Source organism: Pseudomonas sp. NPDC089395 (assembly GCF_044749525.1).
GTDB lineage: Bacteria > Pseudomonadota > Gammaproteobacteria > Pseudomonadales > Pseudomonadaceae > Aquipseudomonas.
Genome location: NZ_JBIVID010000014.1, coordinates 63,267 through 89,335, shown reverse-complemented (window position 1 = coordinate 89,335; position 26,069 = coordinate 63,267). Strand labels below are relative to the sequence as shown.

25 protein-coding genes and 6 tRNA genes are annotated in these 26,069 nt (G+C 62.3%); 7 read left to right on the top strand and 24 right to left on the bottom strand.

The features are described from left to right. Positions 1-16: 16 nt before the first annotated feature. From ACIPZG_RS24060 to gltX, 6 genes are all read right to left on the bottom strand, one after another. Positions 17-92, bottom strand: a tRNA-Ala gene (locus ACIPZG_RS24060). A gap of 64 nt (positions 93-156) precedes the next feature. Continuing rightward, a tRNA-Glu gene (locus ACIPZG_RS24055) sits at positions 157-232 on the bottom strand. Between the two features lie 43 nt (positions 233-275). Next, positions 276-351: transfer RNA gene (locus ACIPZG_RS24050), tRNA-Ala, on the bottom strand. Between the two features lie 52 nt (positions 352-403). Further along, positions 404-479: transfer RNA gene (locus tag ACIPZG_RS24045), tRNA-Glu, on the bottom strand. 72 nt (positions 480-551) lie between these two features. After that, positions 552-627, bottom strand: a tRNA-Ala gene (locus ACIPZG_RS24040). Between the two features lie 325 nt (positions 628-952). Further along, the gene (gltX, locus tag ACIPZG_RS24035; RefSeq protein ID WP_400717518.1) at positions 953-2,434 is read right to left on the bottom strand and encodes a glutamate--tRNA ligase; all 1,482 of its coding nucleotides are present in this window, start codon (positions 2,432-2,434) and stop codon (positions 953-955) included. Between the two features lie 143 nt (positions 2,435-2,577). On the opposite strand from gltX, the gene ACIPZG_RS24030 reads away from it, so the two are divergent. Together ACIPZG_RS24030 and ACIPZG_RS24025 are read left to right on the top strand one after the other, a co-directional pair. Beyond that, entirely contained in the window at positions 2,578-3,633 is a 1,056-nt protein-coding gene (locus ACIPZG_RS24030) for an HlyD family secretion protein (protein WP_400717517.1), read from the top strand. Positions 3,634-3,682: 49 nt separating this feature from the next. Then, the gene (locus ACIPZG_RS24025) at positions 3,683-5,173 is read left to right on the top strand and encodes an MDR family MFS transporter (protein ID WP_400717540.1); all 1,491 of its coding nucleotides are present in this window, start codon (positions 3,683-3,685) and stop codon (positions 5,171-5,173) included. A 121-nt stretch (positions 5,174-5,294) separates the two neighbouring features. Here ACIPZG_RS24025 and uvrB read toward each other — a convergent pair whose 3' ends face one another. Next, positions 5,295-7,310: an excinuclease ABC subunit UvrB gene (uvrB, locus tag ACIPZG_RS24020; RefSeq protein WP_400717515.1), complete on the bottom strand. Its 2,016-nt coding sequence runs from the start codon at positions 7,308-7,310 to the stop codon at positions 5,295-5,297. Positions 7,311-7,597: 287 nt separating this feature from the next. On the opposite strand from uvrB, the gene ACIPZG_RS24015 reads away from it, so the two are divergent. The 3 genes from ACIPZG_RS24015 to ACIPZG_RS24005 all read left to right on the top strand — a co-directional run bounded on the left by ACIPZG_RS24015 (position 7,598) and on the right by ACIPZG_RS24005 (position 10,311). Beyond that, a complete protein-coding gene (locus ACIPZG_RS24015; protein WP_400642896.1) occupies positions 7,598-8,794 on the top strand; it encodes an amino acid aminotransferase in 1,197 nt (398 codons plus the stop codon). Positions 8,795-8,868: 74 nt separating this feature from the next. Then, positions 8,869-8,944 (top strand) — tRNA-Asn (locus tag ACIPZG_RS24010). Positions 8,945-9,066: 122 nt separating this feature from the next. After that, positions 9,067-10,311 carry a nucleoside deaminase gene (locus ACIPZG_RS24005; RefSeq protein ID WP_400717512.1) on the top strand — a complete coding sequence of 415 codons (1,245 nt, stop codon included), beginning with the start codon at positions 9,067-9,069 and terminating at the stop codon, positions 10,309-10,311. A 33-nt stretch (positions 10,312-10,344) separates the two neighbouring features. On the opposite strand, the gene ACIPZG_RS24000 is transcribed toward ACIPZG_RS24005, so the two are convergent. The 5 genes from ACIPZG_RS24000 to ACIPZG_RS23980 all read right to left on the bottom strand — a co-directional run bounded on the left by ACIPZG_RS24000 (position 10,345) and on the right by ACIPZG_RS23980 (position 13,822). Beyond that, positions 10,345-10,761 (bottom strand): cupin domain-containing protein, encoded by a 417-nt coding sequence (locus ACIPZG_RS24000; RefSeq protein WP_400717509.1) that lies wholly within the window; start codon positions 10,759-10,761, stop codon positions 10,345-10,347. A 107-nt stretch (positions 10,762-10,868) separates the two neighbouring features. After that, the gene (locus ACIPZG_RS23995; RefSeq protein WP_400717507.1) at positions 10,869-11,429 is read right to left on the bottom strand and encodes a DUF1285 domain-containing protein; all 561 of its coding nucleotides are present in this window, start codon (positions 11,427-11,429) and stop codon (positions 10,869-10,871) included. Between the two features lie 10 nt (positions 11,430-11,439). Further along, complete coding sequence (locus tag ACIPZG_RS23990; protein ID WP_400717505.1) at positions 11,440-12,045, bottom strand: DUF4823 domain-containing protein; 606 nt, start codon at positions 12,043-12,045, stop codon at positions 11,440-11,442. A 65-nt stretch (positions 12,046-12,110) separates the two neighbouring features. After that, entirely contained in the window at positions 12,111-13,079 is a 969-nt protein-coding gene (locus ACIPZG_RS23985) for a GTP 3',8-cyclase MoaA (protein ID WP_400717503.1), read from the bottom strand. A gap of 107 nt (positions 13,080-13,186) precedes the next feature. Then, on the bottom strand, positions 13,187-13,822 hold the full coding sequence (locus ACIPZG_RS23980) for a TetR/AcrR family transcriptional regulator (protein WP_008096393.1): 636 nt from the start codon (positions 13,820-13,822) through the stop codon (positions 13,187-13,189). Between the two features lie 72 nt (positions 13,823-13,894). Here ACIPZG_RS23980 and ACIPZG_RS23975 point away from each other — a divergent pair, with 72 nt between their 5' ends. Further along, positions 13,895-15,028, top strand: coding sequence for an aminotransferase class V-fold PLP-dependent enzyme (locus ACIPZG_RS23975; RefSeq protein WP_400717501.1), 1,134 nt, complete (start codon positions 13,895-13,897; stop codon positions 15,026-15,028). Between the two features lie 500 nt (positions 15,029-15,528). Here the strand turns inward: ACIPZG_RS23975 and ACIPZG_RS23970 are convergent, their stop codons facing one another. The 12 genes from ACIPZG_RS23970 to ACIPZG_RS23915 all read right to left on the bottom strand — a co-directional run bounded on the left by ACIPZG_RS23970 (position 15,529) and on the right by ACIPZG_RS23915 (position 25,374). After that, positions 15,529-16,311, bottom strand: coding sequence for a TatD family hydrolase (locus ACIPZG_RS23970; RefSeq protein WP_400717499.1), 783 nt, complete (start codon positions 16,309-16,311; stop codon positions 15,529-15,531). Between the two features lie 30 nt (positions 16,312-16,341). Then, positions 16,342-17,328 carry a DNA polymerase III subunit delta' gene (locus tag ACIPZG_RS23965; RefSeq protein ID WP_400717497.1) on the bottom strand — a complete coding sequence of 329 codons (987 nt, stop codon included), beginning with the start codon at positions 17,326-17,328 and terminating at the stop codon, positions 16,342-16,344. Continuing rightward, positions 17,321-17,953, bottom strand: a complete 633-nt coding sequence (tmk, locus tag ACIPZG_RS23960; protein ID WP_400717495.1) for a dTMP kinase — start codon at positions 17,951-17,953, stop codon at positions 17,321-17,323. Before tmk ends, ACIPZG_RS23965 begins: the two co-directional genes overlap by 8 nt. Before the next feature lie 9 nt (positions 17,954-17,962). After that, the gene (gene mltG, locus ACIPZG_RS23955; protein ID WP_400717493.1) at positions 17,963-19,135 is read right to left on the bottom strand and encodes an endolytic transglycosylase MltG; all 1,173 of its coding nucleotides are present in this window, start codon (positions 19,133-19,135) and stop codon (positions 17,963-17,965) included. A gap of 4 nt (positions 19,136-19,139) precedes the next feature. Continuing rightward, positions 19,140-19,955 carry an aminodeoxychorismate lyase gene (gene pabC, locus ACIPZG_RS23950; RefSeq protein WP_400642878.1) on the bottom strand — a complete coding sequence of 272 codons (816 nt, stop codon included), beginning with the start codon at positions 19,953-19,955 and terminating at the stop codon, positions 19,140-19,142. Next, complete coding sequence (gene fabF, locus ACIPZG_RS23945) at positions 19,955-21,199, bottom strand: beta-ketoacyl-ACP synthase II (RefSeq protein WP_400717490.1); 1,245 nt, start codon at positions 21,197-21,199, stop codon at positions 19,955-19,957. The genes pabC and fabF overlap by 1 nt, the downstream gene beginning before the upstream one ends. Before the next feature lie 174 nt (positions 21,200-21,373). Then, positions 21,374-21,610, bottom strand: a complete 237-nt coding sequence (acpP, locus tag ACIPZG_RS23940; RefSeq protein WP_008096410.1) for an acyl carrier protein — start codon at positions 21,608-21,610, stop codon at positions 21,374-21,376. 203 nt (positions 21,611-21,813) lie between these two features. Further along, positions 21,814-22,554 carry a 3-oxoacyl-ACP reductase FabG gene (gene fabG, locus ACIPZG_RS23935; RefSeq protein ID WP_008096412.1) on the bottom strand — a complete coding sequence of 247 codons (741 nt, stop codon included), beginning with the start codon at positions 22,552-22,554 and terminating at the stop codon, positions 21,814-21,816. A 16-nt stretch (positions 22,555-22,570) separates the two neighbouring features. After that, positions 22,571-23,509, bottom strand: a complete 939-nt coding sequence (gene fabD, locus ACIPZG_RS23930; protein WP_008096413.1) for an ACP S-malonyltransferase — start codon at positions 23,507-23,509, stop codon at positions 22,571-22,573. 127 nt (positions 23,510-23,636) lie between these two features. After that, positions 23,637-24,647 (bottom strand): phosphate acyltransferase PlsX, encoded by a 1,011-nt coding sequence (gene plsX, locus ACIPZG_RS23925; protein ID WP_400717487.1) that lies wholly within the window; start codon positions 24,645-24,647, stop codon positions 23,637-23,639. A 3-nt stretch (positions 24,648-24,650) separates the two neighbouring features. Continuing rightward, positions 24,651-24,833: a 50S ribosomal protein L32 gene (rpmF, locus tag ACIPZG_RS23920; protein ID WP_008096416.1), complete on the bottom strand. Its 183-nt coding sequence runs from the start codon at positions 24,831-24,833 to the stop codon at positions 24,651-24,653. Positions 24,834-24,846: 13 nt separating this feature from the next. Further along, on the bottom strand, positions 24,847-25,374 hold the full coding sequence (locus tag ACIPZG_RS23915; protein WP_400717485.1) for a YceD family protein: 528 nt from the start codon (positions 25,372-25,374) through the stop codon (positions 24,847-24,849). Between the two features lie 96 nt (positions 25,375-25,470). Here ACIPZG_RS23915 and ACIPZG_RS23910 point away from each other — a divergent pair, with 96 nt between their 5' ends. Next, on the top strand, positions 25,471-26,049 hold the full coding sequence (locus tag ACIPZG_RS23910) for a Maf family protein (protein ID WP_400642871.1): 579 nt from the start codon (positions 25,471-25,473) through the stop codon (positions 26,047-26,049). The last annotated feature ends 20 nt before the right edge of the window (positions 26,050-26,069 follow it).

Genomic DNA, 26,069 nt, shown 5'->3' with positions numbered 1-26,069 from the left:
CGAACCCTGGCTAAATTGGTGGAGCTAAGCGGGATCGAACCGCTGACCTCCTGCATGCCATGCAGGCGCTCTCCCAGCTGAGCTATAGCCCCGAAAACAAAAGGCTCATCCAAAATCCGAATGAGCCTCTTTAAGTCCCGCAAAACGCGGGTAAAGTGGCGTCCCCTAGGGGACTCGAACCCCTGTTACCGCCGTGAAAGGGCGGTGTCCTAGGCCACTAGACGAAGGGGACGTAACCTTCGCGAAGATCCGCTAAACGCGAACCCTGGCTAAATTGGTGGAGCTAAGCGGGATCGAACCGCTGACCTCCTGCATGCCATGCAGGCGCTCTCCCAGCTGAGCTATAGCCCCGAATTTCTAGCCTCTCGGCCCAGCGACATCATTGACATCGCTTGTGCAAAACTGGCGTCCCCTAGGGGACTCGAACCCCTGTTACCGCCGTGAAAGGGCGGTGTCCTAGGCCACTAGACGAAGGGGACGAACCTTCTTACCTTCAAGACCCGGTTGCTGGACCCGGTCTTGCTTGCCAGCCTTGGCTGCCAAGCGGAATTTGGTGGAGCTAAGCGGGATCGAACCGCTGACCTCCTGCATGCCATGCAGGCGCTCTCCCAGCTGAGCTATAGCCCCACAATGTCGCTCTGAACTGAATCACCGGCTGGGTGCCTGGCGTTTCGTTTTCGTTCATCGCTGTGGACGGGGCGCATATTAAGATCGGATTGCAGGGCTGTCAAACGAATTTTTGAAAATATTCAAAAGTTTTTTCCCAGATAACAATCACTTACCGCCCTGCCCCTTCAGTTCGCGGTGCGCATGGCCCTTGTAGGAGCGGCCTTGCGTCGCGAAAGGGGCGCGAAGCGGCCCCACGATCGATAAGTTTGCACAACCGCAGGGGGCCGCGTTGCGGCCCTTTCGCGACGCAAGGCCGCTCCTACACAAGATCAGCGGCGCTGCATCAGGCGATGTTCGCCAGCAGCTTTTCCCATTCCTTGTTTTCTTTCTTCGACACACCACCCAGCAGGTCCAGCGCCTGGCGCAAGCGGTAGCGGGTCAGGTCGGGGCCGAGGATCTCCATGGCATCGAGCACCGACACCGAGCTGGCCTGGCCAGTGATGGCGGCGAACATCAGCGGCATGGCATCGCGCAGCTTCAGTTCCAGCGCTTCGACCACCGCCTGGATGCAGCCGGTAATGCGGTCTTTTTCCCACTGACGCAGGCTTTCCAGTTTCCACAGGATCAACTGCATCACCTGACGCACCTGGTCGGCGGACAGCTTCTTGCTCTCGAACAGCTTGGCGTCGAGCTTCAGCGCACCCTCGAAGAAGAAACCACCCAGCGGAGCGATCTGGCTGAAGGTTTCGACCCGGCCCTGCACGTGCGGGGCGATTTTCATCATGTAGTCGCTGTTGAACGCCCACTTCTGAACCCGTGCAGCGAATTCTTCAACCGACAGTTCACGCAGCCACTGGCCGTTGAGCCACGACAGCTTCTCGATGTCGAAGATCGGGCCGCCCAAGGAGATACGCGACAGGTCGAAGTGCTCGACCATTTCGGCCAGGGAGAACTTCTCGCGCTCGTCCGGCATCGACCAGCCCATGCGGCCGAGGTAGTTGAGCATCGCCTCGGGCATGAAGCCCATGCGCTCGTAGAAGGTCACCGAAGTCGGGTTCTTGCGCTTGGACAGCTTGCTCTTGTCCGGGTTACGCAGCAGCGGCATGTAGCACAGCTTGGGTTGTTCCCAACCGAAGTACTCGTACAGCTTGATCAGCTTCGGCGCCGAAGGCAGCCATTCTTCGCCGCGCAGCACGTGGGTGATGCCCATCAGGTGGTCGTCGACCACGTTGGCCAGGAAGTACGTCGGCAGGCCGTCGTTCTTCATCAGCACCTGCATGTCCATGCGGTCCCATGGGATCTCGACGTCGCCGCGGAGCATGTCCGGAACCACGCAGATGCCTTCGCTCGGCACCTTCATGCGGATCACATGGGGCTCGCCAGCGGCCAGGCGGCGCTGCACCTCCTCGTCGCTCAGCAGCAGGGCGCGGCCGTCATAGCGTGGGGTTTCACCACGGGCCATCTGCTCGGCACGCATCTGCTCCAGCTCGTCGGCGGTGCAGAAGCAATAGAAGGCGTGGCCGGCATCGACCAGCTGCTTGGCGTACTTGGCGTAGATCTCGCCACGCTCGCTCTGCCGGTACGGGCCGTGCGGGCCGCCGACATCCGGGCCTTCGTTCCATTCGATGCCGAGCCAGCGCAAGGCGTCGAAGATCTGCTGCTCCGACTCGCGGGTGGAGCGCAGTTGGTCGGTGTCTTCGATACGCAGGATGAACTCACCGCCGTGCTGCTTGGCAAAGCAGTAGTTGAACAGGGCGATGTAGGCAGTGCCAACATGGGGGTCGCCAGTGGGCGATGGCGCGATACGCGTGCGAACGGTGGTCATGGAGAGTCTCGGACGAAAGATGAAACAAAGGCGAGATGTTAGCAGGGAGCGGGCACCCGGCTCCAGCGATGGCGCTAACGACACTTGTGGACTTACCGTCTGTCGCTGTTAAATTTGCTTACATTTCTGGAACGATAGTCCTCATGCCTGCTCAACTCAAACGCCGCCTACTGGTCTTCTTCAGCCTGGTGGCCATCATCGCCCTCGCCTTCCTCGCCCATTGGTACTTCAAGGGCCGCTTCTTCGAAAGCACCGACAACGCCTATGTCCAGGGCGAAATCACGCGCATTTCCAGCCAGCTCGGTGCTCGCATCGACGAGGTGCGGGTGGACGACAACCAGCATGTCAGCAAGGGAGAGCTCTTGGTGCGCCTGGAGGTCGCCGATTTCCAGCTGGCCGTGGACCGCGCCCGTGCTGCCCTGGCTACCCGTGAAGCCGAACAGGTTCAGGCGCAAAGCCGCCTGACCCAGCAGGGCAGCCTGATTGCCGCCGGCCAGGCGCAGGTCGCAGCCAACCAGGCGACCTTCGACCGTTCGCGCCTGGACCTCACCCGAGCGGAAAAACTGCGCAAGCCAGGATTTGTATCCGAAGAACGGGTGACCACCCTTTCGGCGGAAAACCATGTGGCCAGCTCTCAGGTCGACAAGGCCCGTGCCGACTTGCAAGGCCAGCGCCAGCAGGTCAACGCCCTCACTGCCGAGCTCAAGCGCCTCGATGCGCAGATCGCCAATGCACGCGCCGAACTGGAGCAGGCCGAACTGAACCTGACACGCTGCGAAATCCGCGCACCGATCAGCGGCACCATCGGCCAGCGCAATGCCCGCAATGGACAGGTGGTGCAGGCCGGCGCTTACCTGTTGTCGATCGTGCCCGACGAAGCCATCTGGGTGCAGGCCAACTTCAAGGAAACACAGATCGGCCACATGCAACCTGGTCAACGCGCCGAGCTGTTGTTCGACAGCTACCCCGACACCCCGATCGAGGGCCGCGTCGACAGCCTGTTCGCCGCTTCCGGCGCGCAGTTCAGCCTGCTGCCGCCCGACAATGCCACCGGCAACTTCACCAAGGTGGTGCAGCGCATTCCGGTGAAGTTGACCTTCGCCGCCGACAATCCATTGCATGGCCGCATCCGCCCCGGCATGTCGGTGACCGCCACGGTCGACCTGCGCTCCGAAGTCGAAGGTCACGATGGCCGGTGACGCACTCCTTCGGCCCACGGCCGAACCGAGCCGGCGCGACTGGATCGCGGTGATGAGCGTGATGCTCGGCGCCTTCATGGCGGTGCTGGACATCCAGATCACCAACTCCTCGCTCAAGGATATCCAGGGTGCGCTGTCCGCGACCCTGGAGGAAGGTTCGTGGATCTCCACCTCCTACCTGGTAGCGGAGATCATCATGATCCCGCTGACTGCCTGGCTGGTGCAGCTGCTGTCGGCGCGGCGCCTGGCGGTGTGGGTATCGGGCGGGTTCCTGTTCGCCTCGCTGCTCTGCTCGATGGCCTGGAACCTGGAGAGCATGATCGTGTTCCGCGCCCTGCAGGGCTTTACCGGCGGCGCACTGATCCCACTGGCCTTCACCCTGACCTTGATCAAGCTGCCGGAACACCACCGCGCCAAGGGCATGGCCATGTTCGCCATGACCGCGACTTTCGCCCCGTCGATCGGTCCGACCCTGGGCGGTTGGCTGACCGAAAACTGGGGCTGGGAGTACATTTTCTACATCAACATCCCGCCCGGTCTGTTGATGATCGCCGGCCTCCTCTACGGGCTGGAAAAGAAAGAATCACATTGGGAACTGCTGAAAAGCACCGACTATGCCGGCATTGTCACCCTGGGCCTGGGCCTGGGCTGCCTGCAGGTATTTCTCGAAGAAGGCCACCGCAAGGACTGGCTGGAGTCGAACCTGATCGTGGGGCTGGGCACGGTGGCCCTGGTCAGCTTGATCACGTTCGTCATCCTGCAGTTTTCCAAGCCGCACCCGCTGATCAACCTGCGCATTCTCGGCAACCGCAACTTCGGCCTGTCGAGCATCGCCAGCCTGGGCATGGGCGTAGGGCTTTACGGATCGATCTACCTGCTGCCGCTGTACCTGGCCCAGATCCAGGGCTACAACGCCTTGCAGATTGGTGAGGTGATCATGTGGATGGGCGTGCCACAGCTGTTTCTGATCCCGCTGGTGCCACAGTTGATGAAGGTGATTTCACCCAAGCTGCTGTGCGCCTTGGGGTTCTGCCTGTTCGGAGTCGCCAGCTTCGGCTCCGGCGTGCTGAATCCCGATTTTGCCGGGCCACAGTTCAATCACATCCAGATCGTCCGCGCCCTCGGCCAGCCGATGATCATGGTGACCATCTCGTTGATCGCCACGGCGTACATCCAGCCGCAGGATGCCGGCTCGGCGTCGAGCCTGTTCAACATTCTGCGCAACCTCGGGGGTGCCATCGGCATTGCCCTGCTGGCGACCTTGCTGGATGCGCGGACCAAGGTGTATTTCGACTACCTGCGCGAGGCGGTGGTGCCGAGCAACCCGCAAGTGGCCGAACGGCTGGCGCAGTTGGCGCAACGGCTGGGCAGTGACAATGCGGCATTGGGCAAGTTGAGCGAGATTACCCACCAGCAGGCGCTGATCATGGCGTACAACGATGCCTTCCATTTCGTCGGGATCGGGTTGGCGGTGGGGATGCTGGCGGTGCTGTTGACGCGCAAGCTGCCAGAGGGATTGAAGGCTGGGGAGGTTCACTAGCCTGCAGCGGCCCTATCGCCGGCAAGCCGGCTCCCACAGGGGCTGCACAGCTTCAAAGACTTGTGCAGTACCCGTGGGAGCCGGCTTGCCGGCGATGAGGCCAGCCCAGACAACTGGAAAGTCAGCTGGTAATCAACCGCTCCCGAAGCTGCGTAATCTCGTCACGCAACTGCGCCGCCGCCTCGAATTCCAGGTCACGGGCAAACTGCATCATCTTCTCTTCGAGTTGCTTGATGCGCTTGGTGATCTCACCCGGCGTGCGCAATTCGGCCTCGTACCGGGCGGCCTCCTCCGCAGCCTTGGCCATGCCCTTGCGCTTCTTGCTACGCGCCCCCGGCACGGTGGCGCCTTCCATGATATCGGTGATGTCCTTGACCACCCCCTTGGGCACGATGCCATTGGCCAGGTTGAACGCAACCTGCTTCTCCCGACGCCGTTCGGTCTCATCGATGGCCCGCTGCATCGAACCCGTCATCTGGTCGGCGTAGAGAATGGCCCGGCCATTGAGGTTACGCGCGGCGCGACCGATGGTCTGGATCAGTGAGCGCTCCGAGCGCAGGAAGCCTTCCTTGTCGGCATCGAGAATCGCCACCAACGACACCTCGGGCATGTCCAGGCCCTCACGCAGCAGGTTGATACCCACCAGCACGTCGAAGGTACCCAGGCGCAGGTCGCGGATGATCTCGACCCGTTCCACGGTGTCGATGTCCGAGTGCAGGTAGCGCACCCGCACATCGTGGTCGGCCAGGTAATCGGAGAGGTCCTCGGCCATGCGCTTGGTCAGCGTGGTCGCCAGCACCCGCTCGCCGAGGTCGACGCGCTTGCGAATCTCCGACAGCAGGTCGTCGACCTGGGTCAGCGCCGGGCGCACTTCGACCTGCGGATCGACCAGGCCGGTGGGGCGCACCACCTGCTCGACTACCCGCCCGGCATGTTCCGCTTCATAGGGCCCCGGGGTGGCCGAGACAAAGATGGTCTGCGGGCTCACCGACTCCCATTCGTCGAAGCGCATCGGACGGTTGTCCAGCGCCGAGGGCAAGCGGAAGCCGTACTCGACCAGGGTTTCCTTGCGCGAGCGGTCGCCTTTGTACATGGCGCCCACCTGCGGCACGCTGACGTGGGATTCGTCGATGACCAGCAGCGCATCCGCAGGCAGGTAGTCGTACAGCGTTGGCGGCGGCGCCCCGGCCGGTCGCCCGGACAGATAGCGCGAGTAGTTCTCGATGCCGTTGCAGTAACCCAGCTCGAGGATCATCTCCAGATCGAAGCGAGTACGCTGCTCCAGGCGCTGGGCTTCTACCAGCTTGTTGGCCTTGTGCAGGTATTCCAGGCGGTCCTTGAGCTCGACCTTGATGCCTTCCACCGCGTCCAGCAGGGTCTCGCGCGGGGTGACGTAGTGGCTCTTGGGGTAGAAGGTGAAGCGCGGCAACTTGCGAAAGACCTCGCCAGTCAACGGGTCGAACGCCGCGATGTTCTCTACCTCGTCGTCGAACAGCTCGATGCGGATGGCTTCGAGGTCGGATTCCGCCGGGAAGATGTCGATCACGTCACCGCGAACACGGAAGGTGGCGCGGGCGAAATCCATTTCGTTGCGGGTGTACTGCAGGTCTGCCAGGCGGCGCAGCAGTGCGCGCTGGTCGAGCTTGTCGCCACGGTCGACGTGCAGAACCATCTTCAGGTAAGTCTCGGGACTGCCCAGGCCGTAGATGCACGACACCGTGGTGACGATGATCGCATCGCGCCGTTCCAGCAGCGCCTTGGTCGCCGACAGGCGCATCTGCTCGATGTGGTCGTTGATCGAAGCGTCCTTCTCGATGAAGGTGTCCGACGACGGCACATAGGCTTCGGGTTGGTAGTAGTCGTAATAGGAGACGAAATACTCCACCGCGTTGTTTGGGAAGAACGCCTTGAACTCGCCATACAACTGCGCCGCCAGCGTCTTGTTTGGCGCCAGCACCAAGGTCGGCCGCTGCACCTGCTGGATGACGTTGGCGATGCTGAAGGTCTTGCCCGAACCGGTCACCCCGAGCAGGGTCTGGTGCGACAGGCCGGCGTCGATGCCTTCGACCATCTGGCGGATGGCCTCGGGTTGATCGCCGGCCGGCTGAAAACGGGTGACGAGCTGGAACTCGGACATGACGGACCTCGCGGCGCTGCAGCAACTGTAAATTTAGCCAGTAGTCTATACCCAAATGCGCCCTGCCGGTGCCGGATTCAAGGCCAAGCTGTGAGCGCCTATTGCGATGGACCTGGCAATTCGACCAATGGTCGAAAAATATTTGCGCAAAATATCTGAAAAGCTGCGTCACAGTGTCGCCGTGACCGATCGGTATCACTATACTGACTCCCCGTTTGTGCACCGCTTCAGTGCATTCGGCTGGAGCGTGTACGTCCTATCACTCTCCATTCAGAGCCAAGGTAACAATGAGCCTGTTTTCCGCTGTAGAGCTGGCACCCCGCGACCCTATTCTGGGCCTCAACGAAGCATTCAACGCCGACCCGCGTACCGACAAGGTGAACCTGGGCGTGGGCGTCTACTGCAATGAGGAAGGCCGCATTCCGCTGCTGCGCGCCGTCATCGAAGCCGAGACCCAGCGTGCCGCCCAGCACGCCTCGCGCGGCTACCTGCCGATCGACGGTATCGCCACCTACGACCAGGCTGTACAGAAACTGATCTTCGGCGCCGAATCGCCACTGCTGGCCGCTGGCCGCGTGGTGACCGTGCAAGCCGTTGGCGGCACCGGTGCTCTGAAGATCGGTGCTGACTTCCTCAAGCGCCTGTCGCCCAATGCCGTGGTAGCCATCAGCGACCCGAGCTGGGAAAACCACCGTGCGCTGTTCGAGACCGCCGGCTTCCCGGTGCAGAACTACCGCTACTACGACGCGCCAAGCAACGACGTCAACCGCGCCGGCATGCTTGAGGACCTGAACAACCTGCCGTCCGGCTCGATCGTCGTGCTGCACGCCTGCTGCCACAACCCGACTGGCGTAGACCTGGGCCTGGACGACTGGAAAAACGTTCTGGAAGTGGTCAAGGCCAAGGGCCACGTACCGTTCCTCGACATGGCCTACCAGGGCTTTGGTGACGGCATCGCCGAAGACGCCTTCGCCGTGCGCCTGTTCGCCGAATCCGGCCTGGAGTTCTTCGTTTCCAGCTCGTTCTCCAAGTCGTTCTCGCTGTACGGCGAGCGCGTCGGTGCGCTGTCGATCGTCACCGCCTCCAAGGACGAAAGCACCCGCGTGCTGTCCCAGGTCAAGCGCGTGATCCGCACCACCTACTCCAACCCGCCAACCCACGGCGCGACCATCGTCGCCACCGTGCTCAACAGCGACGAACTGCGTCAGATGTGGGAAGCGGAGCTGGCCGAGATGCGCGTGCGCATCCACGGTATGCGCAAGCAGATGGTCGAGCTGCTGGCCGAATACGGCGCCAAGCGCGACTTCAGCTTCGTCGGCCGTCAGGCGGGCATGTTCTCCTACTCGGGCCTGACCGTCGAGCAGGTGGCTCGCCTGAAGAACGAGTTCGGCATCTACGCACTGGACACCGGCCGCATCGCCGTTGCCGCGCTGAACCAGAGCAACATCCACGTGGTCACCAAGGCCATCGTTGAAGTGCTGTAACTGCTTGATTTAGCTGATTGAATTGCCAGAGGTGGGTTGACTTGCCTCTGGCAATCAGTAAGATAGATGCAGATTCCGCGATAGCTCAGTCGGTAGAGCAAATGACTGTTAATCATTGGGTCCCTGGTTCGAGTCCAGGTCGCGGAGCCAAATACTGAAAAACCTCCAGTTGCGTGAGCACTGGAGGTTTTTTGTTTTTGGCGTTCTTGTGTTCCCCATGCCCTGCTCTATCGTTTACAAGCGCATCGCGCGCTCATCGACAGGGAGTCATCATGGACACCATCCAGAATGCTCAGCAGGCCGTGAATCTGGTCGCCAACCAGGCCATCCTGGCCAGCCAGCAATGCACCTTCGCGGTCGGCGGCTGTATCGTCGACAATCAGACCGGCAACGTAGTGGCCGCCCTGCACAACAACGTGCTGATGCCCTTCCCCGGCAGCACCGTGCAACCGCCCTTCCTGCCCCATGACCCGACCGCCCATGGCGAGCGACAACTGGTCGACTGGTACTTCGCCAACCGGCAGTCACGCAACCTGCCACCCCCACAGCAACTGACCGTCGTGACAACCCTGGACCCCTGCGCAATGTGCGCAGGCTCGTTGCTGACCGCAGGTTTCAACGTGGCGGTCAGCGCCATCGATACCTATGCCGGGATCAACTACAACAGCCAGTTCGATTTCCCGACGCTACCGCCCGCTGTGCGCCAGCAGGCTCAGGATACGTGGGGCTACTACGCCGTCGATGCGCCCATCGGCCGCGCCTACCAAGGCTCGCAGGGGCCGATTTATGCCGGCCAATCGATAGACGCGGCAGCCTTCACCCTCACCGGTAGCGTATTCGATGCCAGCGTCAACACGGTGCGCGCGGCGAGCAACAACAGCGGCCTTGCGCCTTCCGAGCTGAAAGACCCGACCACCTTGCCTGCCAATAGCAAAGTGCGCCAGGCGCTCAGCGCGTTGAGCCCCTGGGCGCTGCAGGTCAAGAGCACGAACCCGCGCATGCCGGGCCAGGAACTGGCAAAGCCGCTCATTCAAACCGCCCAGCAGGCCGACACGCCAAATGCCGTGGCCCTGCTCGATCCGTTCGGTAACCTGCTGGCCTGCCTGGGCGGGGTGGAAAACCAGTCGCCCATACGTACCGCGTTCATGGAGACCACGCGCAACTACGCGATCATGCGCTGGACCCTGATGAACGACGCAGACCCCGTGGTTCGCCAGCAGGCCAATGATTACTTGACCCACCCCAAGTACGGCACCTTTGTTTTCCTCTACATCCCCGACCCGAGCACCAGCCAGGCGGTGATGACCTTCGGCGCGTACGGCTCGACCATGGAGGGCGCCGTACCGCAGTCGTTCCCCTCCAATCTGCAATATGTCCTGCTGCCAGACGGCACCACGGCGCAGGCGGTCGCGCAACTGGCGCTGAACCTGCCGCCCTTCTACACCCAGAGCGTGCAAGTCGCACCCAGCCAGGTACTGGACCCCGAGCTGGTCAACGCCGTGCAAGCCTTGCTCTAGCCATGACCACCCCGCCGTTCGCGGCGGGGTGCTTCATTGCGCCAAGGGCAACGTCACGGGCTTGCCTTCATCCACCAGGCTCCAGACCAGCAACTTGGCAGGCTTGGTCTTGCTAGCGTTGCGCGACACGCTGTGCACGGTGCCTGGCGCTTCGTACCAGTAATCACCCGCCTTGTAGGTCTTTTCCTGCTCATCGTTGAGCTTTGATACCACTGCCCCTTCCAGCACATAGGCCATCACCGCACCGGGATGCTGGTGGGCGGGCGATGCCTGGCCGGGCGCATAGCTGACGGTAAGCATCACCGCTTGCTTGCCGGGTGCATTCGAAGGCTGTTTTTCCTGCAGGACCTTGACCTGGTCAGGCACGTCACCGTGCGCCCAGGCATTGGATTGACCAGCGAGCAAGCCGATGCTGAACAGCATGGCAAAAGGAAGATACGAAGGTTTCATGGGGCTTCTCCTGATTAGCAACTGCCTGCAGGTTAGGCCCGGGGCCACGAGAGGCAAACGGCCAATTCAGGGAAAAAGCAGGGGGCCGCTTCCAAGCCCCCAGGGTTTCAGCAATCACGCCCGATGGGATAGAACTCGCCATGGCTCCAGACACCCAGCCATTGCTCGCCATCAATGACTCGCGGGACCGCCAGCTCGACCATCTGGTAGAACACATTGCGATGGATCAACGCTTCGAGATTTGTGCGCATCAGCACATACGGTGACGGCTCCTGGGTGACCGGATCGATCTCCACCCGCAAAGGATTAGCCGGGCCCGCCTCGACCTGGTCCTCGACATTACTGGTAAAGCTCAGCACCTGTTGCTCACCACTGCCCTGCACGTCCAGGGTCACGGCAACGAAAGGTGCATCGTCGACACGGATACCCACCTTCTCGACCGGCGTGATCAGGAAGTAGTCGTCCCCATCACGACGGATGATCGTGGAGAACAAGCGCACCATCGGCTTGCGACCGATCGGCGTACCCAGGTAGTACCAGGTACCGTCACGGGCAATACGCATGTCGATGTCGCCACAGAAGTCCGGATTCCACAGATGCACCGGCGGCAGGCCCTTGTGCTTGGGTATCTGTGCCAGTAGATCATTGGCCTTTCCGGAATCCGTCATCGCGCTCGCCTCACTCACTCATGCCCAGAAGGCTACGAGCGTACTCGCGCATGGGTGCGGCAAGCAAATCCTGGGGCGAATTGTCGTGGAACGTCAACAATCCGCCACGGCTCTTGATCCGCGCGGTATCGATCAGGTAGCGGGTATTGGTTTCGATCAGCATCATCTGTACGACCCCCGTATCCCAGCCGACGCGATCGACCGCCTGTTCGTCATACCATTCATCGCCGTTGCCAATACGGTCGTCGGTGCGCGCGAAACGGGTATACAGCACGTAGTCGGCACCGACCGCACGCGCCTCGGCAATCGCTTCCTCCAGGCCCAATGGCCCCTGGGCGCGACGCACCAGCGGGAAGTACTCGACGAAACTCTTGAACGCCTCTTCGGCCACCACGTTCTGCTGCGGCAGCGGGCCTTTGCCCGGCGGTACGAAGGCGCCCTGGCCAATGAAGATGAACGAGTCGGGCTGCAGGCGAATCGACAGGGAGCGGCGAGTATCGCTGTGGTCCAGCAGGCCGGCATCGCTCATGTGATAACGGACGCCTTCGCCCATATCGCTGACATTCATGCAGCCACCCAGTGCCAACAGCGCCAGGGGCAAGACCAGGCTACGCATCTTTCCTCCAATGGCCGGCGACGAAAAACCGGCGAATAGCTGGCGGATGCAGCTTTTGCGCCAGATCAGCCGCCGATCACCTTCATCACCGTCACGCCCCCGGAAAACGCCAGCTCCTGCTTATCGGCCAAGGCCTTGACCAGCAAGCGCTGCAACGCAGGCAGTGCCTCGTGACGTGGCTTTTCCAGCAGATCGCCGACAAAGTGACGATTGCTCGACGACAGGCAGCCATGCAGCCAACCGGTGGACGACAGCCGCAAGCGCGAACAAGTACGGCAGAACGGCACGCTTTCGTTGGCGATCACACCGAAATGGCCCTTGCCGGGGATCTGGTAGCGCAGTGCGGTAGCATCCAGGGGTGCCTGGGCCTGCTGGTAATCGTGGGCCTGGCCGATCAGGGCGAGCAAATGGTCAAGCCCCACGAACTGCTGCAGGAACGCGTTGTGATCGCGGGCCAGGTGGCCCATGCGCATCAGCTCGATGAAGCGCAGCTCAAAGCCGCGCTCAAGGCAGTAATCGAGCATTGGCAGCACCTGGTCCAGGTTCTGCCCCCGCATCGGCACCATGTTCACCTTGATCTGCATGCCCAAGCCCTGGGCCTGCTGCATGCCGGCGAGCACGCTGGCCAGGTCGCCGCCGCGGGCGATACGGCGGAAGGCCTGAGGGTCGAGGGTATCGAGTGAAACATTCAGGCGGCGAATGCCGGCCGCCAGCAGTTGCGGCAACTTGCGCGAGAGCAGCTGGCCATTGGTGGTCAGGGTGATGTCTTCAAGGTCGAATTTGGCGACGCCGGCAAGAAATGCATCCAGCTTCGGGCTCACCAGAGGCTCGCCGCCGGTGATGCGCAGGCGCTCGATACCGGCGGTTTCGATCAGGTAGGCCACACCGCGGGTCAACGCCTCGGCCGTCAGTTCGTCCTGGGCCGCCACCAGGCGCTTGCCGTCAGGCACGCAATAGCTGCAGGCATAGTTGCAAGCAGCTGTCAGGCTGACGCGCAGGTTGCGAAAACGTCTACCTTGACGATCGACGATCATGAATGACTCCGGCATGGATGAATCGGGGCCGGCAAAACCTGACTCAAAATTCAGGTTTTTGCAAGCCCCTGCTCGATGCCGGCCTCAATTCGAGGCAATGAAAGCTTTCAGTTGGTCGCTTCCGGGTCGCGCTTGCGCTTGTTGCCCATGCGCACGCCGATGTCCATGAGGAACTGGAAGAACCCTTCCTGGTCCTCCAGCACATTGCTCCAGAACGGCGAGTGGTACAGCGCCACGGCGCCGTGAACCAGTGCCCAGGCGGCGCAGTAGTGGAAGTACGGCGGCACGTCTTCGAGCTTGCCTTCGCTGATGCGGCCCTTGATCAGTTGGGTCAGGCGGTCGAAGTTGGAGGCGCGAATGCTGTGCAACTCCTCGACCATCTCGGGCACCTGATTGCCCTTGACCACCTTTTCCTCCAGGCGGTCGAACAACCGATACCGTTGCGGGTCGCGCATGCGGAACTCGAAGTAGGCGCGCGACAGCGCCTCCTTGTCGCGGTCGACATCGGCCGAATGCAACAACGCGTTCAAATCACGCTCGTAGTCGAGCATCAGGCGCAGGTAAATCTCCGCCTTGGACTTGAAATGCTTGTAGATCGTGCCTTTGCCGATACCCACGGCATCAGCGATCATCTCGACGGTGACGCTATCTTCACCCTGTTCGAGAAACAGCTTGAGTGCAGTGTCGAGGATTTCCTGTTCGCGACGGCGAAACTCACGGACCTTACGAGGTTCTTTCTGCATAGGAAGGACTGGATGACAATCGAAGCGGTTTATTATGCCTAACTTGCAGCAAATTGCACGGATCTTCCAACCATGTCTATGTTTCACGATGAGTTCGAACAGGCCCCGGGACTGCGCTACCTGAACCATGCGGCCATCGCGCCCTGGCCGCGCCGGGCCAGTGAAGCGGTGGCACGCTTCGCGCGTGACAACGTCAACCTGGGCGCCAGCGAGTACCCGGCATGGCTGGCTACCGAGCGGCGCCTGCGCGAACGCCTGGCCCGCCTGATCAACGCCCCATCGCATGCTGACATTGCCCTGGTCAAGAACACCTCGGAAGCCCTTTCGCTGGTTGCTTTCGGCCTCGACTGGCAGGCGGGCGACCAGGTCGTGATCAGCGACGAGGAGTTTCCCTCCAACAGGGTCGTGTGGGAGGCGTTGGCCGATCGCGGCGTGGAGGTGATTCAGGTAAGCCTTGCCGGGGCCGACCCGGAGTCTTCGCTGCTGGACGCCTGCAGCCCGCGCACGCGCTTGCTGGCGGTCAGCGCCGTGCAGTTCGGCAGTGGCTTGCGCCTGGACCTGGCGCGCCTGGGCCGGGGCTGCCAGGCGCGCGATGTGCTGTTCTGTGTGGATGCCATTCAGCACATCGGCGCCCTGCCCTTCGACGTGCAGAACTATCAATGCGACTTCGCCATGGCCGATGGCCACAAGTGGATGCTGGGCCCGGAGGGCCTGGGCGTGTTCTATTGTCGCGCGGCACTACGCCCGCGCCTCAGGCTCAATGCCTATGGCTGGCATATGCTCGAACACCTGGGTGACTTCGAACGCCGACAGTGGCAGCCGGCGCGCAGCGCGCGACGCTTCGAGTGTGGCAGCCCTAACATGCTGGGCGCCTGCGCGCTGGAAGCAAGCCTGTCGTTGCTGGAAGAGGTCGGCATGGATGAGGTGGCGCGGCAACTCCAACAACGGATCGACCAGTTGCATCAGGGGCTGGCCAGTATTCCCGGGGTGCACCTGCACAGCCCGGCGGCCCTGGAAAGACGAGGCGGCATCGTGGCTTTCAGTATTCAGGGGCGCGCCAGTGCCGATGTTTATCGAGCGCTTTCGGCGCAGCGGACGATCTGTGCCCTACGCGGCCCCGGCGTGCGCTTTTCGCCGCATTTCTACACCAAAGAACAACTGATCGACGAAGCTATCCAGCAAGTGCGGCGACTGGCCATACGCTGAAGAAGGAATGGAAGGCAGACGTATTCCAAATCTGTTTAAAAAACGATCAGCAGGCACTGGCACTGCGCCAAACCTGACCAATACTTGAAGTGTTGGCGCGGCGCATCCCCCCCAAGTGGCGCGCCAATAAAGGTGCTCAGGGACCGCGTACCTTTGTTTTACTCCTAATGGTCTTAACCCGGATTCCCCCCCCAGAACCCGGGTTTTTTTTGTCTGGGTGCCTGGCTTGGAATCGTTGTCGCCTAGATGATCGAGCGCCGCCCGCGCGGCGCATCGCGGATAAATCCGCTCCTACATTTGTTGCAACGTACCTATGCCTGATAGGCCATGGTTGCCTGCCTTGTTGGTACGACACGACACCTCGGCGGGCGCCAAAAAGCGGACAACCATGGCCTGACAGACCGTGGCACGTTGCAACAAATGTAGGAGCGGATTTATCCGCGATGCGCCGCGCGGGCGGCGCTCGATATCAACAACAACGCCCAACCAGAGCCCTACACTCAGGCCACTCGGGCCAGCGGGAACAACCGCTTGAAGTTGGCGGTGGTCTGGTTGGCCAGCTGCTCGTAGCTGACGCCCCGCAAGGAGGCCACGTACTCGGCCACCTCGCGCACGTACTGCGGCAGGTTTGGCTTGCCACGGTGCGGGATTGGCGCCAGGTAGGGAGAATCGGTTTCCACCAGCAAGCGATCGAACGGCACCTGCCGGGCAACCTCGCGCAAGGCCTCGGCGTTGCGGAAGGTCACGATGCCCGACAACGAAATGTAATAGCCCAGGTCCAGGGCTGCCTTGGCCATGTCCCAGTCCTCGGTGAAGCAGTGCAATACACCGGCCTGGGGCAAGTTCGCCTCGCGCAGCAGCGCCAAGGTATCGGCCCTGGCCCCACGGGTGTGCACGATCACCGGCTTGCCGGTCTGGCGCGATGCCTCCAGGTGCAGGCGGAAAGAGGCCTGCTGCAATTCGGCAGCTTCAGGCTCGTAGTGGTAGTCCAGCCCGGTTTCGCCGATGGCAACCACATGCGGATGCGCCAGCTCGCCCAGCAGCCACGCCAGGGCCGGGGTTTCGCCCGGGGCGAGGTCCAGCGGATGCACCCCTACCGAGCAATCGACATCGGCGTACTGCTCGCTGAGGGCCTTGACCGCACCGGCATTCTCGGCGCTCACGCCAATGCACAGAAAATGCCCGACACCCCGCTCACGCGCTGCCTGCAGGGCGGCATCGAGGGAGCCCTGGTGGGCACTCAGGTCAAGACGGTCAAGGTGGCAATGGGAATCTACGAGCATGGGATACGACACACATGAAGAAATGAAAGATCAGCGAGTACCGGGCAGTTGCAGCCAATGGGCCAGCAACGCTTCCAGCAGCAGCACGCGGTTGAGGTTGGCCTTGCCCAGCACCTTCTGGCGCTGTTCGAGGATCCATGCCTGAACCTCGAGCACCTTGGCCTGCCGGCTCTTTTGCGCCAGGTATTGCACCACCTTGCGCATATCGGCCAAGCCTAGCCCCGCTTCGTCCTGGCTCAGTTGATAGCGCAGGATCAGGTGCGACCAGTCGAAGAACCAGTCGAACAGCAACAACAATGGCACATTGCTCCAGGCCTCGGCCAGCTGGCTGGGCGATTGCTGTTGCTTGAGCAGCTTTTTCACACCCTCGGTGACCAGCGCACGCTGCTCGCGCACACCCTGTGCCTGCAGGCTCACGGCCATCAACGGCGAGCCGGCAGCCAGGGTCAGCAGTTCGTCGCGCTCCACCTCGTCGCTGTCTGGCAGCGCCGTCGCCAGCCAGGCCTGGCTCTGGGCCAGGCTGGGTTGCGGGCAGGTGACCTGCTGGCATCGACTCTTGATGGTGGGCAGCAAGCGGCTGGGCTGGTGGCTGACGAGCAGCAGCACGGTATCCCCGGAGGGCTCTTCCAGGCTCTTGAGCAAGGCGTTGGAAGCATTGACGTTCATCGCCTCGACTGGCTCGATCAGCACCACTTTGCGCCCGCCCAACTGAGCGGTCTGGACGATGAAGGACACCAGCTCGCGCACCTGGTCGACCTTGATCGGCTTGTCGGCTTCTTCCGGCTCCAGCACGAAGTTGTCTGGATGGCTACCGGCCTTGAGCAACAGGCAGGCCTTGCACTGACCACAGGCATCCAGCCCCTGCGGGTGCTGGCACAGCAGGCGGGCCATCAGGCGCTCGGCCAAGGCGCGCTTGCCGATACCCTGGGGGCCGTGCAACAGGTAGGCGTGGGCATGCTGGGCACGCCCGGCCAACTGCTGCCACAGCGCCTGCTGCCAGGGGTAGGCCTCAGCCACGGCAGCGCTCCACGATAGCGGGCAACAGCCCGTCGATGGCGCGCTGCACCGCATCCAGCGGCTGCGCGGCATCCAGCAGGTTGTAGCGCTGCGGTTCGCCTTGGGCGCGCTGCAGATAGGCCTGGCGCACAGCTTCGAAGAAGGCCTGACCCTCCTGCTCGAAACGGTCCAGGCGACCGCGCGCGGCAGCACGGGCCAAGCCGACTTCAACCGGCAGATCGAAAACCAGTGTCAGGTCCGGACGCAGATCGCCCTGGACGAACTGCTCCAGGGCGGCGATGCGCGCCACCGACAGGCCACGACCGCCCCCTTGGTAGGCGTAGGTTGCATCCGTGAAGCGGTCGCACAGCACCACCGCGCCCTTGGCCAGCGCTGGGCGGATCACCTCGGCCAGGTGTTGGGCACGTGCAGCGAATACCAGCAGCAGCTCGGTGTCGGCAGCCATCACTTCATCGCTGGGTGCCAGCAAGAGCTCACGAACCTTCTCGGCCAGCGGGGTACCCCCGGGTTCGCGGGTCAACACCACATCCAGCCCGTGCTCACGCAGTCGCGCGGCCAGGTAGTCGCGATTGGTGCTCTTGCCCGCGCCTTCGGGGCCTTCCAGGGTAATAAACAAGCCGCTCACAGGCAGTCCTTAATGTTGTTCGTCAGGTGCCGGCGCTTCGGCCGGGGCGGGTTCGCTGGCGGGCTCAGGCTCGCTGGCCGGGGCCGACTCCTGCGGCGAGGGCTCGTCCGACTCGGGCTGAGCCTCTGGCAGGGTTTCTGGAGCAGTCTGTGGCCCGGGGCTTGAGCGGTAATCTGCGCGCCGCTTGAGCTGGAACTCGCGCACTGCCGAGTTGTGATCGTCCAGGTCGTCGGAGAACACATGGCTGCCATCGCCACGGGCGACGAAGTACAGGCTGGTGCCATCGGACGGGTTGAGCGCGGCGTGGATCGCCTCGCGGCCGACCATGGCAATCGGTGTCGGCGGCAACCCGGTCATGGTGTAGGTGTTGTAGGGCGTCGGCTCGCGCAGATCGGCGCGGGTAATCCTGCCGTTATAGCGCTCACCCATGCCGTAGATCACCGTCGGGTCGGTCTGCAGCATCATCCCCAGGCGCAGGCGCCGCACGAACACGCCGGCGATCTGCCCACGCTCCTGGGGAATCCCGGTTTCCTTTTCCACCAGCGAGGCCATGATCAACGCCTGGTAAGGATCACGGTAAGGCAAGTCGGTGGTGCGCTCGGCCCATTCCTTGGCCAGCACGTCATCCAGGCGCATGTAGGCCTGCTGCAGCAGCTCCGCGTCGCTCATGCCGCGAACGAAGCGGTAGGTATCCGGGAAGAAGCGCCCCTCGGGGAACACACCGGTATGGCCAAGCTGGTCCATCACCTCGGCGTCGGACAGCCCATCGAGGGTGTGCTTGAGCTTCTCATGCTTGGCGATTGCCGAACGAACCTGGCGGAAGGTCCAACCCTCGACCAGGGTCAGGTTGTACTGCACCACGTCAGCACGGCGCCAGGCGTCGAACAGATCTTCGACGGTCATGCCCGGGGTGAGGCGGTACTCGCCGGTTTTCAGCGGGGTGCCTGCCATATTGAAGCGCCAGTACAGGCGCAGCCAAACGGCGTCATCGAGCAGCCCCTCGCGCTCCATGCTGTAGAACATGCGATTGGGGTTGGTGCCATTGGGCACGTCGAGCAGGCGATCCTGCGTCACGTGCAAGGGCTGCTCCAGGACCGAGTTGACCTTCCATGCTGACCAGCCCAATGCCAGGCCGGCGAGGATCAAACCCATTTCCAGCAGCAGCAGGAATTTGCGTCTCACGAATTCAGGTATCCAGTAACGTACGGGCAACGGCCTGCAGTTTAAGGGTGAGCGGGCCTGGCGACCAGTTCAGCGCGGCAATTGCACGCACCGGCCAAACCCCATAGACACTGTTGCAGACGAACACTTCATCGGCCTGCTCCAGCGCTTCGAACGACAGGTCGCCGACCTGCACCGGTATCGCCAGTGCCTGCGCCTGTTCCAACAAAGCGCCGCGCATCACACCCGCGACCCCACAACGGCTGAGGTCGGCGGTAAGCAGCACGCCGTCGCGCACCAGAAACAGGTTGCTGTACACACCTTCGATCACCCTGCCCTGCCCGTCACGCATCAGGCCTTCGGCATGTTCGCTGTCCTGCCATTCGGCACGGGCCAGCACCTGCTCCAGGCGGTTGAGGTGTTTGAGGCCGGCCAGCAACGGTTGTTCCCCTAGCCGGGTCTGGCAGGGAAACAAGCGCACGCCGAGCTCGGCATGTTCGACAGGATAGCTGGGCAGCGGGCTGCCTTGCAGAATTCGCCGCGGTGCGACACCCGCCGCCGGTGCATAGCCGCGCTGGCTGTCACCACGGGTGAGGATGAGTTTGGCTACACCGTCACCCAACTGGCAGGCATAGCGCTGGATTTCATCACGCAACAGCGCAAGGTCAGCGTCGAGCCCCAGGCGCTGACAACCCAGCGCCAGGCGGGCCAGGTGGCCGTCCAGCAAGCTGGGCCGGCCCGCGCGCACGGCGATGGTTTCGAACAGGCCATCGCCGTAGGCCAGGCCACGGTTCTGCAAGTTGACCGTGGTCGCAGGCAGGCCGTCGACCCAGCTGTGCATCAACCGGCGAACCGGCGGAACACCAGCGAGCCGTTGGTGCCACCAAAGCCGAACGAGTTGGACAGCACCACGTCGATCGGCATGCTGCGCGCCACGTGTGGCACGAAGTCGAGATCGCAGCCTTCGTCCGGCTCATCCAGGTTGATGGTCGGCGGTGCCATCTGGCTGTTGATCGCCAGCACACTGAAGATCGCCTCGACAGCACCCGCAGCACCCAGCAGGTGACCGGTCATCGATTTGGTCGAGCTCACGGCCACCTTGTAGGCGTGGTCACCGAATACCCGCTTGATGGCCGCCACCTCGGCTACGTCGCCGGCGGGCGTCGAGGTGCCGTGGGCGTTGATGTAGCTGACGGCTTCCGGCTGGATGCCGGCGTCGCGCAAGGCATTGGCCATGCAGCGGGCCGCACCTTCACCGCTGTCAGGCGGCGAGGTCATGTGGTAAGCGTCGCCGCTCATGCCGAAACCGACCAGTTCGGCATAGATGGTCGCACCACGCGCCTGGGCGTGCTCCAGCTCCTCGAGCACCAGGGCGCCGGCACCGTCGGACAGCACGAAGCCGTCACGACCCTTGTCCCACGGGCGGCTGGCCCGGGTCGGCTCGTCGTTGCGGGTCGACAGCGCGCGCGAGGCACCGAAGCCGCCCATGCCCAGGCCACAGGCTGCCATTTCGGCGCCACCGGCGATCATCACGTCGGCTTCACCGTAGGCGATGTTGCGCGCGGCCATGCCGATGCAGTGGGTGCCGGTGGTGCACGCCGTGGCGATGGCGTAGTTCGGCCCCTGCAGCCCCAGGTGGATCGACAGGAAACCGGAGATCATGTTGATGATCGAACCCGGCACGAAGAACGGCGAAATGCGGCGTGGCCCCTGCTCGTGCAGGGTACGGCTGGTTTCTTCAATGTTGGTCAGGCCGCCGATGCCCGAGCCCATGGCCACGCCAATGCGCTCGCGGTTGGCATCGGTGACTTCCAGGCCGGCATTGCGCACCGCCTGGAAACCAGCCGCCAGGCCGTATTGAATGAACAGGTCAAGCTTGCGAGCTTCCTTGGCCGACAGGTACTGCTCAACCTCGAAGCCCTTCACCGAGCCGCCAAAACGGGTGGAGTAGGCAGACAGATCCGTGTGTTCGATCGGACCAATGCCACTGCGGCCAGCCAGAATGCCCTGCCAGGTGCTCGGTACATCGGTACCCAGTGGCGACAGCATACCCATACCGGTGACCACGACGCGTCTACGCGACACAGTACTCTCCTTTTCTAATAACTAGAGTCTCTTGCCATTGCATTCAGGCAATGGAATGAAATGGCAACAGGCTCTCGGTGCGAGCGGATCGACGCCAGCGTTTCGCAAAGAAAAAACCGCACGCCGGCAAAGGCAGTGCGGTTTTTCTCGTCAAGAAGCGACGACTACAGCGTCTTAGGCCTTGTGGCTGTTGACGTAGTCGATGGCAGCTTGAACGGTAGTGATCTTCTCGGCTTCTTCGTCAGGGATTTCGGTCTCGAATTCCTCTTCCAGAGCCATCACCAGCTCAACGGTGTCAAGCGAATCGGCACCCAGGTCATCGACGAAGGACTTCTCGTTGGTCACTTCCTCTTCCTTGACGCCCAGTTGCTCGGCGACGATTTTCTTGACGCGTTCTTCGATGGTGCTCATACCTAGTTTTCACTCCTAATGGACATATGTCAGGCAGCTGGCCGGTGACCAATTTTATAGAAAGACGTTCGCTTTTCAAGCGGAACGCACCTTCGCGTCAGTCACCCGACCCCCTGCCTGGAATCTGGTTGCAGCTTTATAACGGATTTTAGGCTCGGAGTATGACTCTTTTTTTAAGCAATCCGTCACATTGAGTTGCAGTGTTACATGTACATCCCGCCGTTCACCGGCACAGTGGCGCCGGTGACATAGGCTGCGCCGTCGGATGCCAGGAAGGAAACCACCTTGGCGATTTCCTCGGCCTGGCCCAGGCGGCCCAGCGGAATCTGGGTCTGCAGGGCTTCGCGCTGCGCTTCTGGCAGCTCGCGGGTCATGTCGGTGTCGATGAAGCCCGGGGTCACCGAGTTGACGGTGATACCACGCGAGCCCACTTCACGCGCCAGGGCGCGGCTGAAGCCTTCGAGGCCGGCCTTGGCGGCCGCGTAGTTGGCCTGGCCGGCGTTACCCATCGCACCAACGACCGAGCCGATGCTGATGATACGACCCCAACGCGCCTTGGTCATGCCACGCAGCACGCCCTTGGACAAACGGTAGAGGCTGTTCAGGTTGGTGTCGATCACGTCGAACCACTCGTCATCCTTCATGCGCAGCATGAGGTTGTCGCGGGTGATGCCGGCGTTGTTGACCAGGATGGCCGGCGCGCCGAACTGCTCGCCAATGGCGCCCAGTACCGCTTCCACGGACTCGGCGCTGGTCACGTTCAGCTCCATGCCGGTGCCGGTGATGCCGTGTTCTTTCAGGGTGGCAGCGATGCGCTCGGCGCCGGAGGCCGAAGTGGCGGTGCCGATCACGGTCGCGCCCTGGCGGCCCAGCTCGAGGGCGATGGCCTGGCCGATACCACGGCTGGCGCCGGTAACCAGTGCAACTTTACCTTGCAGGCTCATGCAAGCTTCTCCAAATTCAGGCCAGCGCCGCGCGGGTAGCGGCGACAGCGTCAGGGGTATTGAGGTTGTAGGTGGTGACGCCGTCGGCGCAACGCTTGTTCAGGCCTGCCAGGACCTTGCCTGGGCCGCACTCGACCAGGTTGACCGCGCCGTTTGCGGCGAGGGTCTGCACGCATTCGACCCAGCGCACCGGCTGGTACAACTGCGCCAGCAAGTCGTGCTTGAGCGCGTCGAGGTCGGCGGCGACGGCGGCGGTGACGTTCTGCACCACCGGGATCTGCGGGGCCTTCCACTCGATGGCGTTGACGTTCTCGGCGAAACGCTCGGCGGCCGGCTTCATCAGGGCACAGTGCGACGGTACGCTGACCGCCAGTGGCAGGGCGCGCTTGGCACCCGCCTCTTTGCACAGCTCCATGGCACGATCCACCGCAGCCTTGTTGCCAGCAATCACAACCTGGCCAGGCGAGTTGAAGTTCACCGCGCTGACCACTTCATCTTCGGCCGCCTTGGCACAGATCTCGACCACCACGGCGTCATCCAGGCCGAGGATCGCGGCCATGGCGCCATGGCCGGCCGGGACGGCTTCCTGCATCAGCTGACCGCGACGCTCGACCAGGCGCACGGCATCTTTCAGCGACAGGCTGCCAGCGGCAACCAGGGCGCTGTATTCGCCCAGACTGTGACCGGAAACGAAAGCCGGCTTGGCGCCGCCCTCCTCCAGCCACAGGCGCCACAGCGCGATGGAAGCGGTGAGGATCGCAGGCTGAGTCTTGTCGGTTTGATTGAGTTGTTCTTCCGGGCCTTCCTGGACCAGCTTCCACAGGTCGTAACCCAGAGCGTCGGAGGCTTCCTTGAAGGTCTCAACGATCACCGGCTTTTCGGCGCCCAGTTCCTTGAGCATGCCCAGCGACTGGGAACCTTGACCGGGGAAGACGAATGCGAGGGATGCAGACATTGAACAAGCCCTTATGATCTTGTCGTCGAATGGGGTGCGCCGAGCCGTGGGCTGGACGCAGAATCTGAAAACTTGGATGTATACGCAGACCAAGCGGTCACATTTAAGCACTTCATCGGCGAAATGCCTAAGGCAACAAATCTTCGAGGCGACCATGCAGGCGCTGCGGCAGGTTTTCCTGAATCTCGATCAAGGCCCGCTGGATCGCACTCTGAAACCCTTCCACGCCCGCTGAGCCATGGCTTTTGATGACGATACCCTGAAGGCCAAGGAAACTCGCACCATTGTGCCGCGCCGGTGCCAGATCGGCTTTCAGGCGCTTGAGCAAGGGCATGGCCATGGCCCCAGCCAACCTCGACAAGGCGCCCCCCTTGAACAGCCGCTCGATGCGAACCCCGATCATGGTCGCCAGGCCTTCGCTGGACTTGAGCAGGATGTTGCCGACAAAGCCGTCGCACACCACCACATCTGCCTCACCACGATACAGCCCGTCACCTTCGACGAAACCGACGTAATTGAGGCCGCGGGCGTTCTGCAGCAACGTAGCCGCCAGCTTGACCTGCTGGTTACCCTTGATGTCCTCGGTACCGATGTTCAGCAGCGCAACGCGCGGCCGATGAATACCCAGGGCCTGGGCAGCCACCGAACCCATTACGGCAAACTGATAGAGGTTTTCTGCACTGCAGTCGACGTTGGCGCCGAGGTCGAGCAACTGACAGTAACCCGCCTGGGTAGGAATCGCCGCGACCATGGCTGGCCGATCGATGCCGGGCAACGTCTTGAGCACGAAACGCGACAGCGCCATCAGCGCCCCCGTGTTGCCGGCACTCACGCAGGCCTGCGCCTTGCCGTCACGCACCAGTTCGAGGGCGATGCGCATCGACGAATCCGGCTTGCCCCGCAATGCCTGAGAGGGACGCTCGTCCATACCGATCACCTCGCTGGCAGCGACAATCTGCAGACGCGCGCGATCCGCAGCCGCTAGGCCGCTGACAAGATCTTCGAGGAGGGAGGGTTGACCGACGAGGGTCAGGTGTAGCGAGGGAGTAGCCGAAAGGCAGGCGATACTAGCCTGGACAATGCTGCGGGGACCGAAGTCCCCGCCCATTGCGTCGATCGCGATGATCTGAGCGGACAAGGATTACTCGTCAGCGCCCTTGTCGATCACTTTGCGACCACGGTATACGCCTTCTGGCGAAACGTGGTGACGCAGGTGTACTTCACCGGTGGATTTCTCTACCGACAGCGCGTTTTCCGACAGGGCGTCGTGCGAACGGCGCATGTCACGGGCAGAGCGGGATTTTTTGTTCTGCTGAACAGCCATAATTGATTAACTCCTAAACGTTTGGGTCACGCTTTAACTGCGCCAAAACACTGAACGGGTTGGACCGCGATACCTCGTCCTTGCTCGATTCGGGCTCGTCTGCGCCCGCCGGCTGCTGGCATTCTTCCGGATGATGAGCAGGCACGATGGGCAAGGCGAGCAGAAGCTCTTCCTCGATCAAGGCCTGCAGATCCAAAGGATCTTCGCCCAGTTCCAGCACGTCATAGCCTTTCGGCAACGACTGGGTATTCGCACCCTCCTTCACCACAGCGTACGTACACTCGCTGTGGATCGGCAGGGTGACCAGCTCAAGACAACGCTGGCAAACCATTTTGACCTCGACGTCCAGCTCGGTGTGGATAACCACCACGTGCTGTTCATCTCGTTCAAAATCGAACTTCGCCTGCACCGTACCGACATTGTCGGAAAGCGGGTCGCAGAGTCTTTCCAAATCAGCGAGTTGCAGCGAACCGTTAAGGGTTACGCCACGATCGGCTAATTTGCGCGGGTCAACGTGAGGTGGAATCGGGTCATTCAACATAGGCGCAGCATTCTAGGGATGCCCCCCGCCTCTGTCAAAGGAAATTCGGCGGCATCTCGCATGTTAGAATCGGGTTCAACTGACCAGGAGTCTACCATGCTGCCTCTGTTGCTGGCTTCCAGCTCTGCCTACCGACGCGAACTGCTCGCGCGCCTGCGCCTGCCCTTCACCTGGGCAAGCCCCGACCTAGACGAGCGGCGTCTGGATGACGAGCCGGCCACGGCACTGGTGCGGCGCCTGGCCAGACAGAAGGCCGAAGCGCTTGCCGGCAGCCACCCCGGGCACCTGATCATCGGCTCCGATCAGGTTGCCGTGCTGGGCGAACAGATCCTGGGCAAGCCACATACCTTCGAGCGCGCCTGCGAACAGCTGCTGGAAGCGAGCGGGCAGCACGTCACCTTCCTCACCGGGCTGGCGCTGCTGAACAGCGCCACAGGGCAATGCCAGGTCGATTGCGTGCCATTTACCGTAATGATGCGGGAGCTGGACCGGGAGCGCGTGGAGCGCTATGTGACAGCGGAGCAGCCGCTGGATTGCGCAGGCAGCTTCAAGGCGGAGGGACTGGGGGTGAGCTTGTTCCAGAGCACGCACGGGTGCGATGCCACCAGCCTGATCGGGCTGCCACTGATTCGACTGGTGGATATGCTGACCAAGGAAGGGGTTGTGATCCCCTGAGAGAATGCGTCGACCCCATC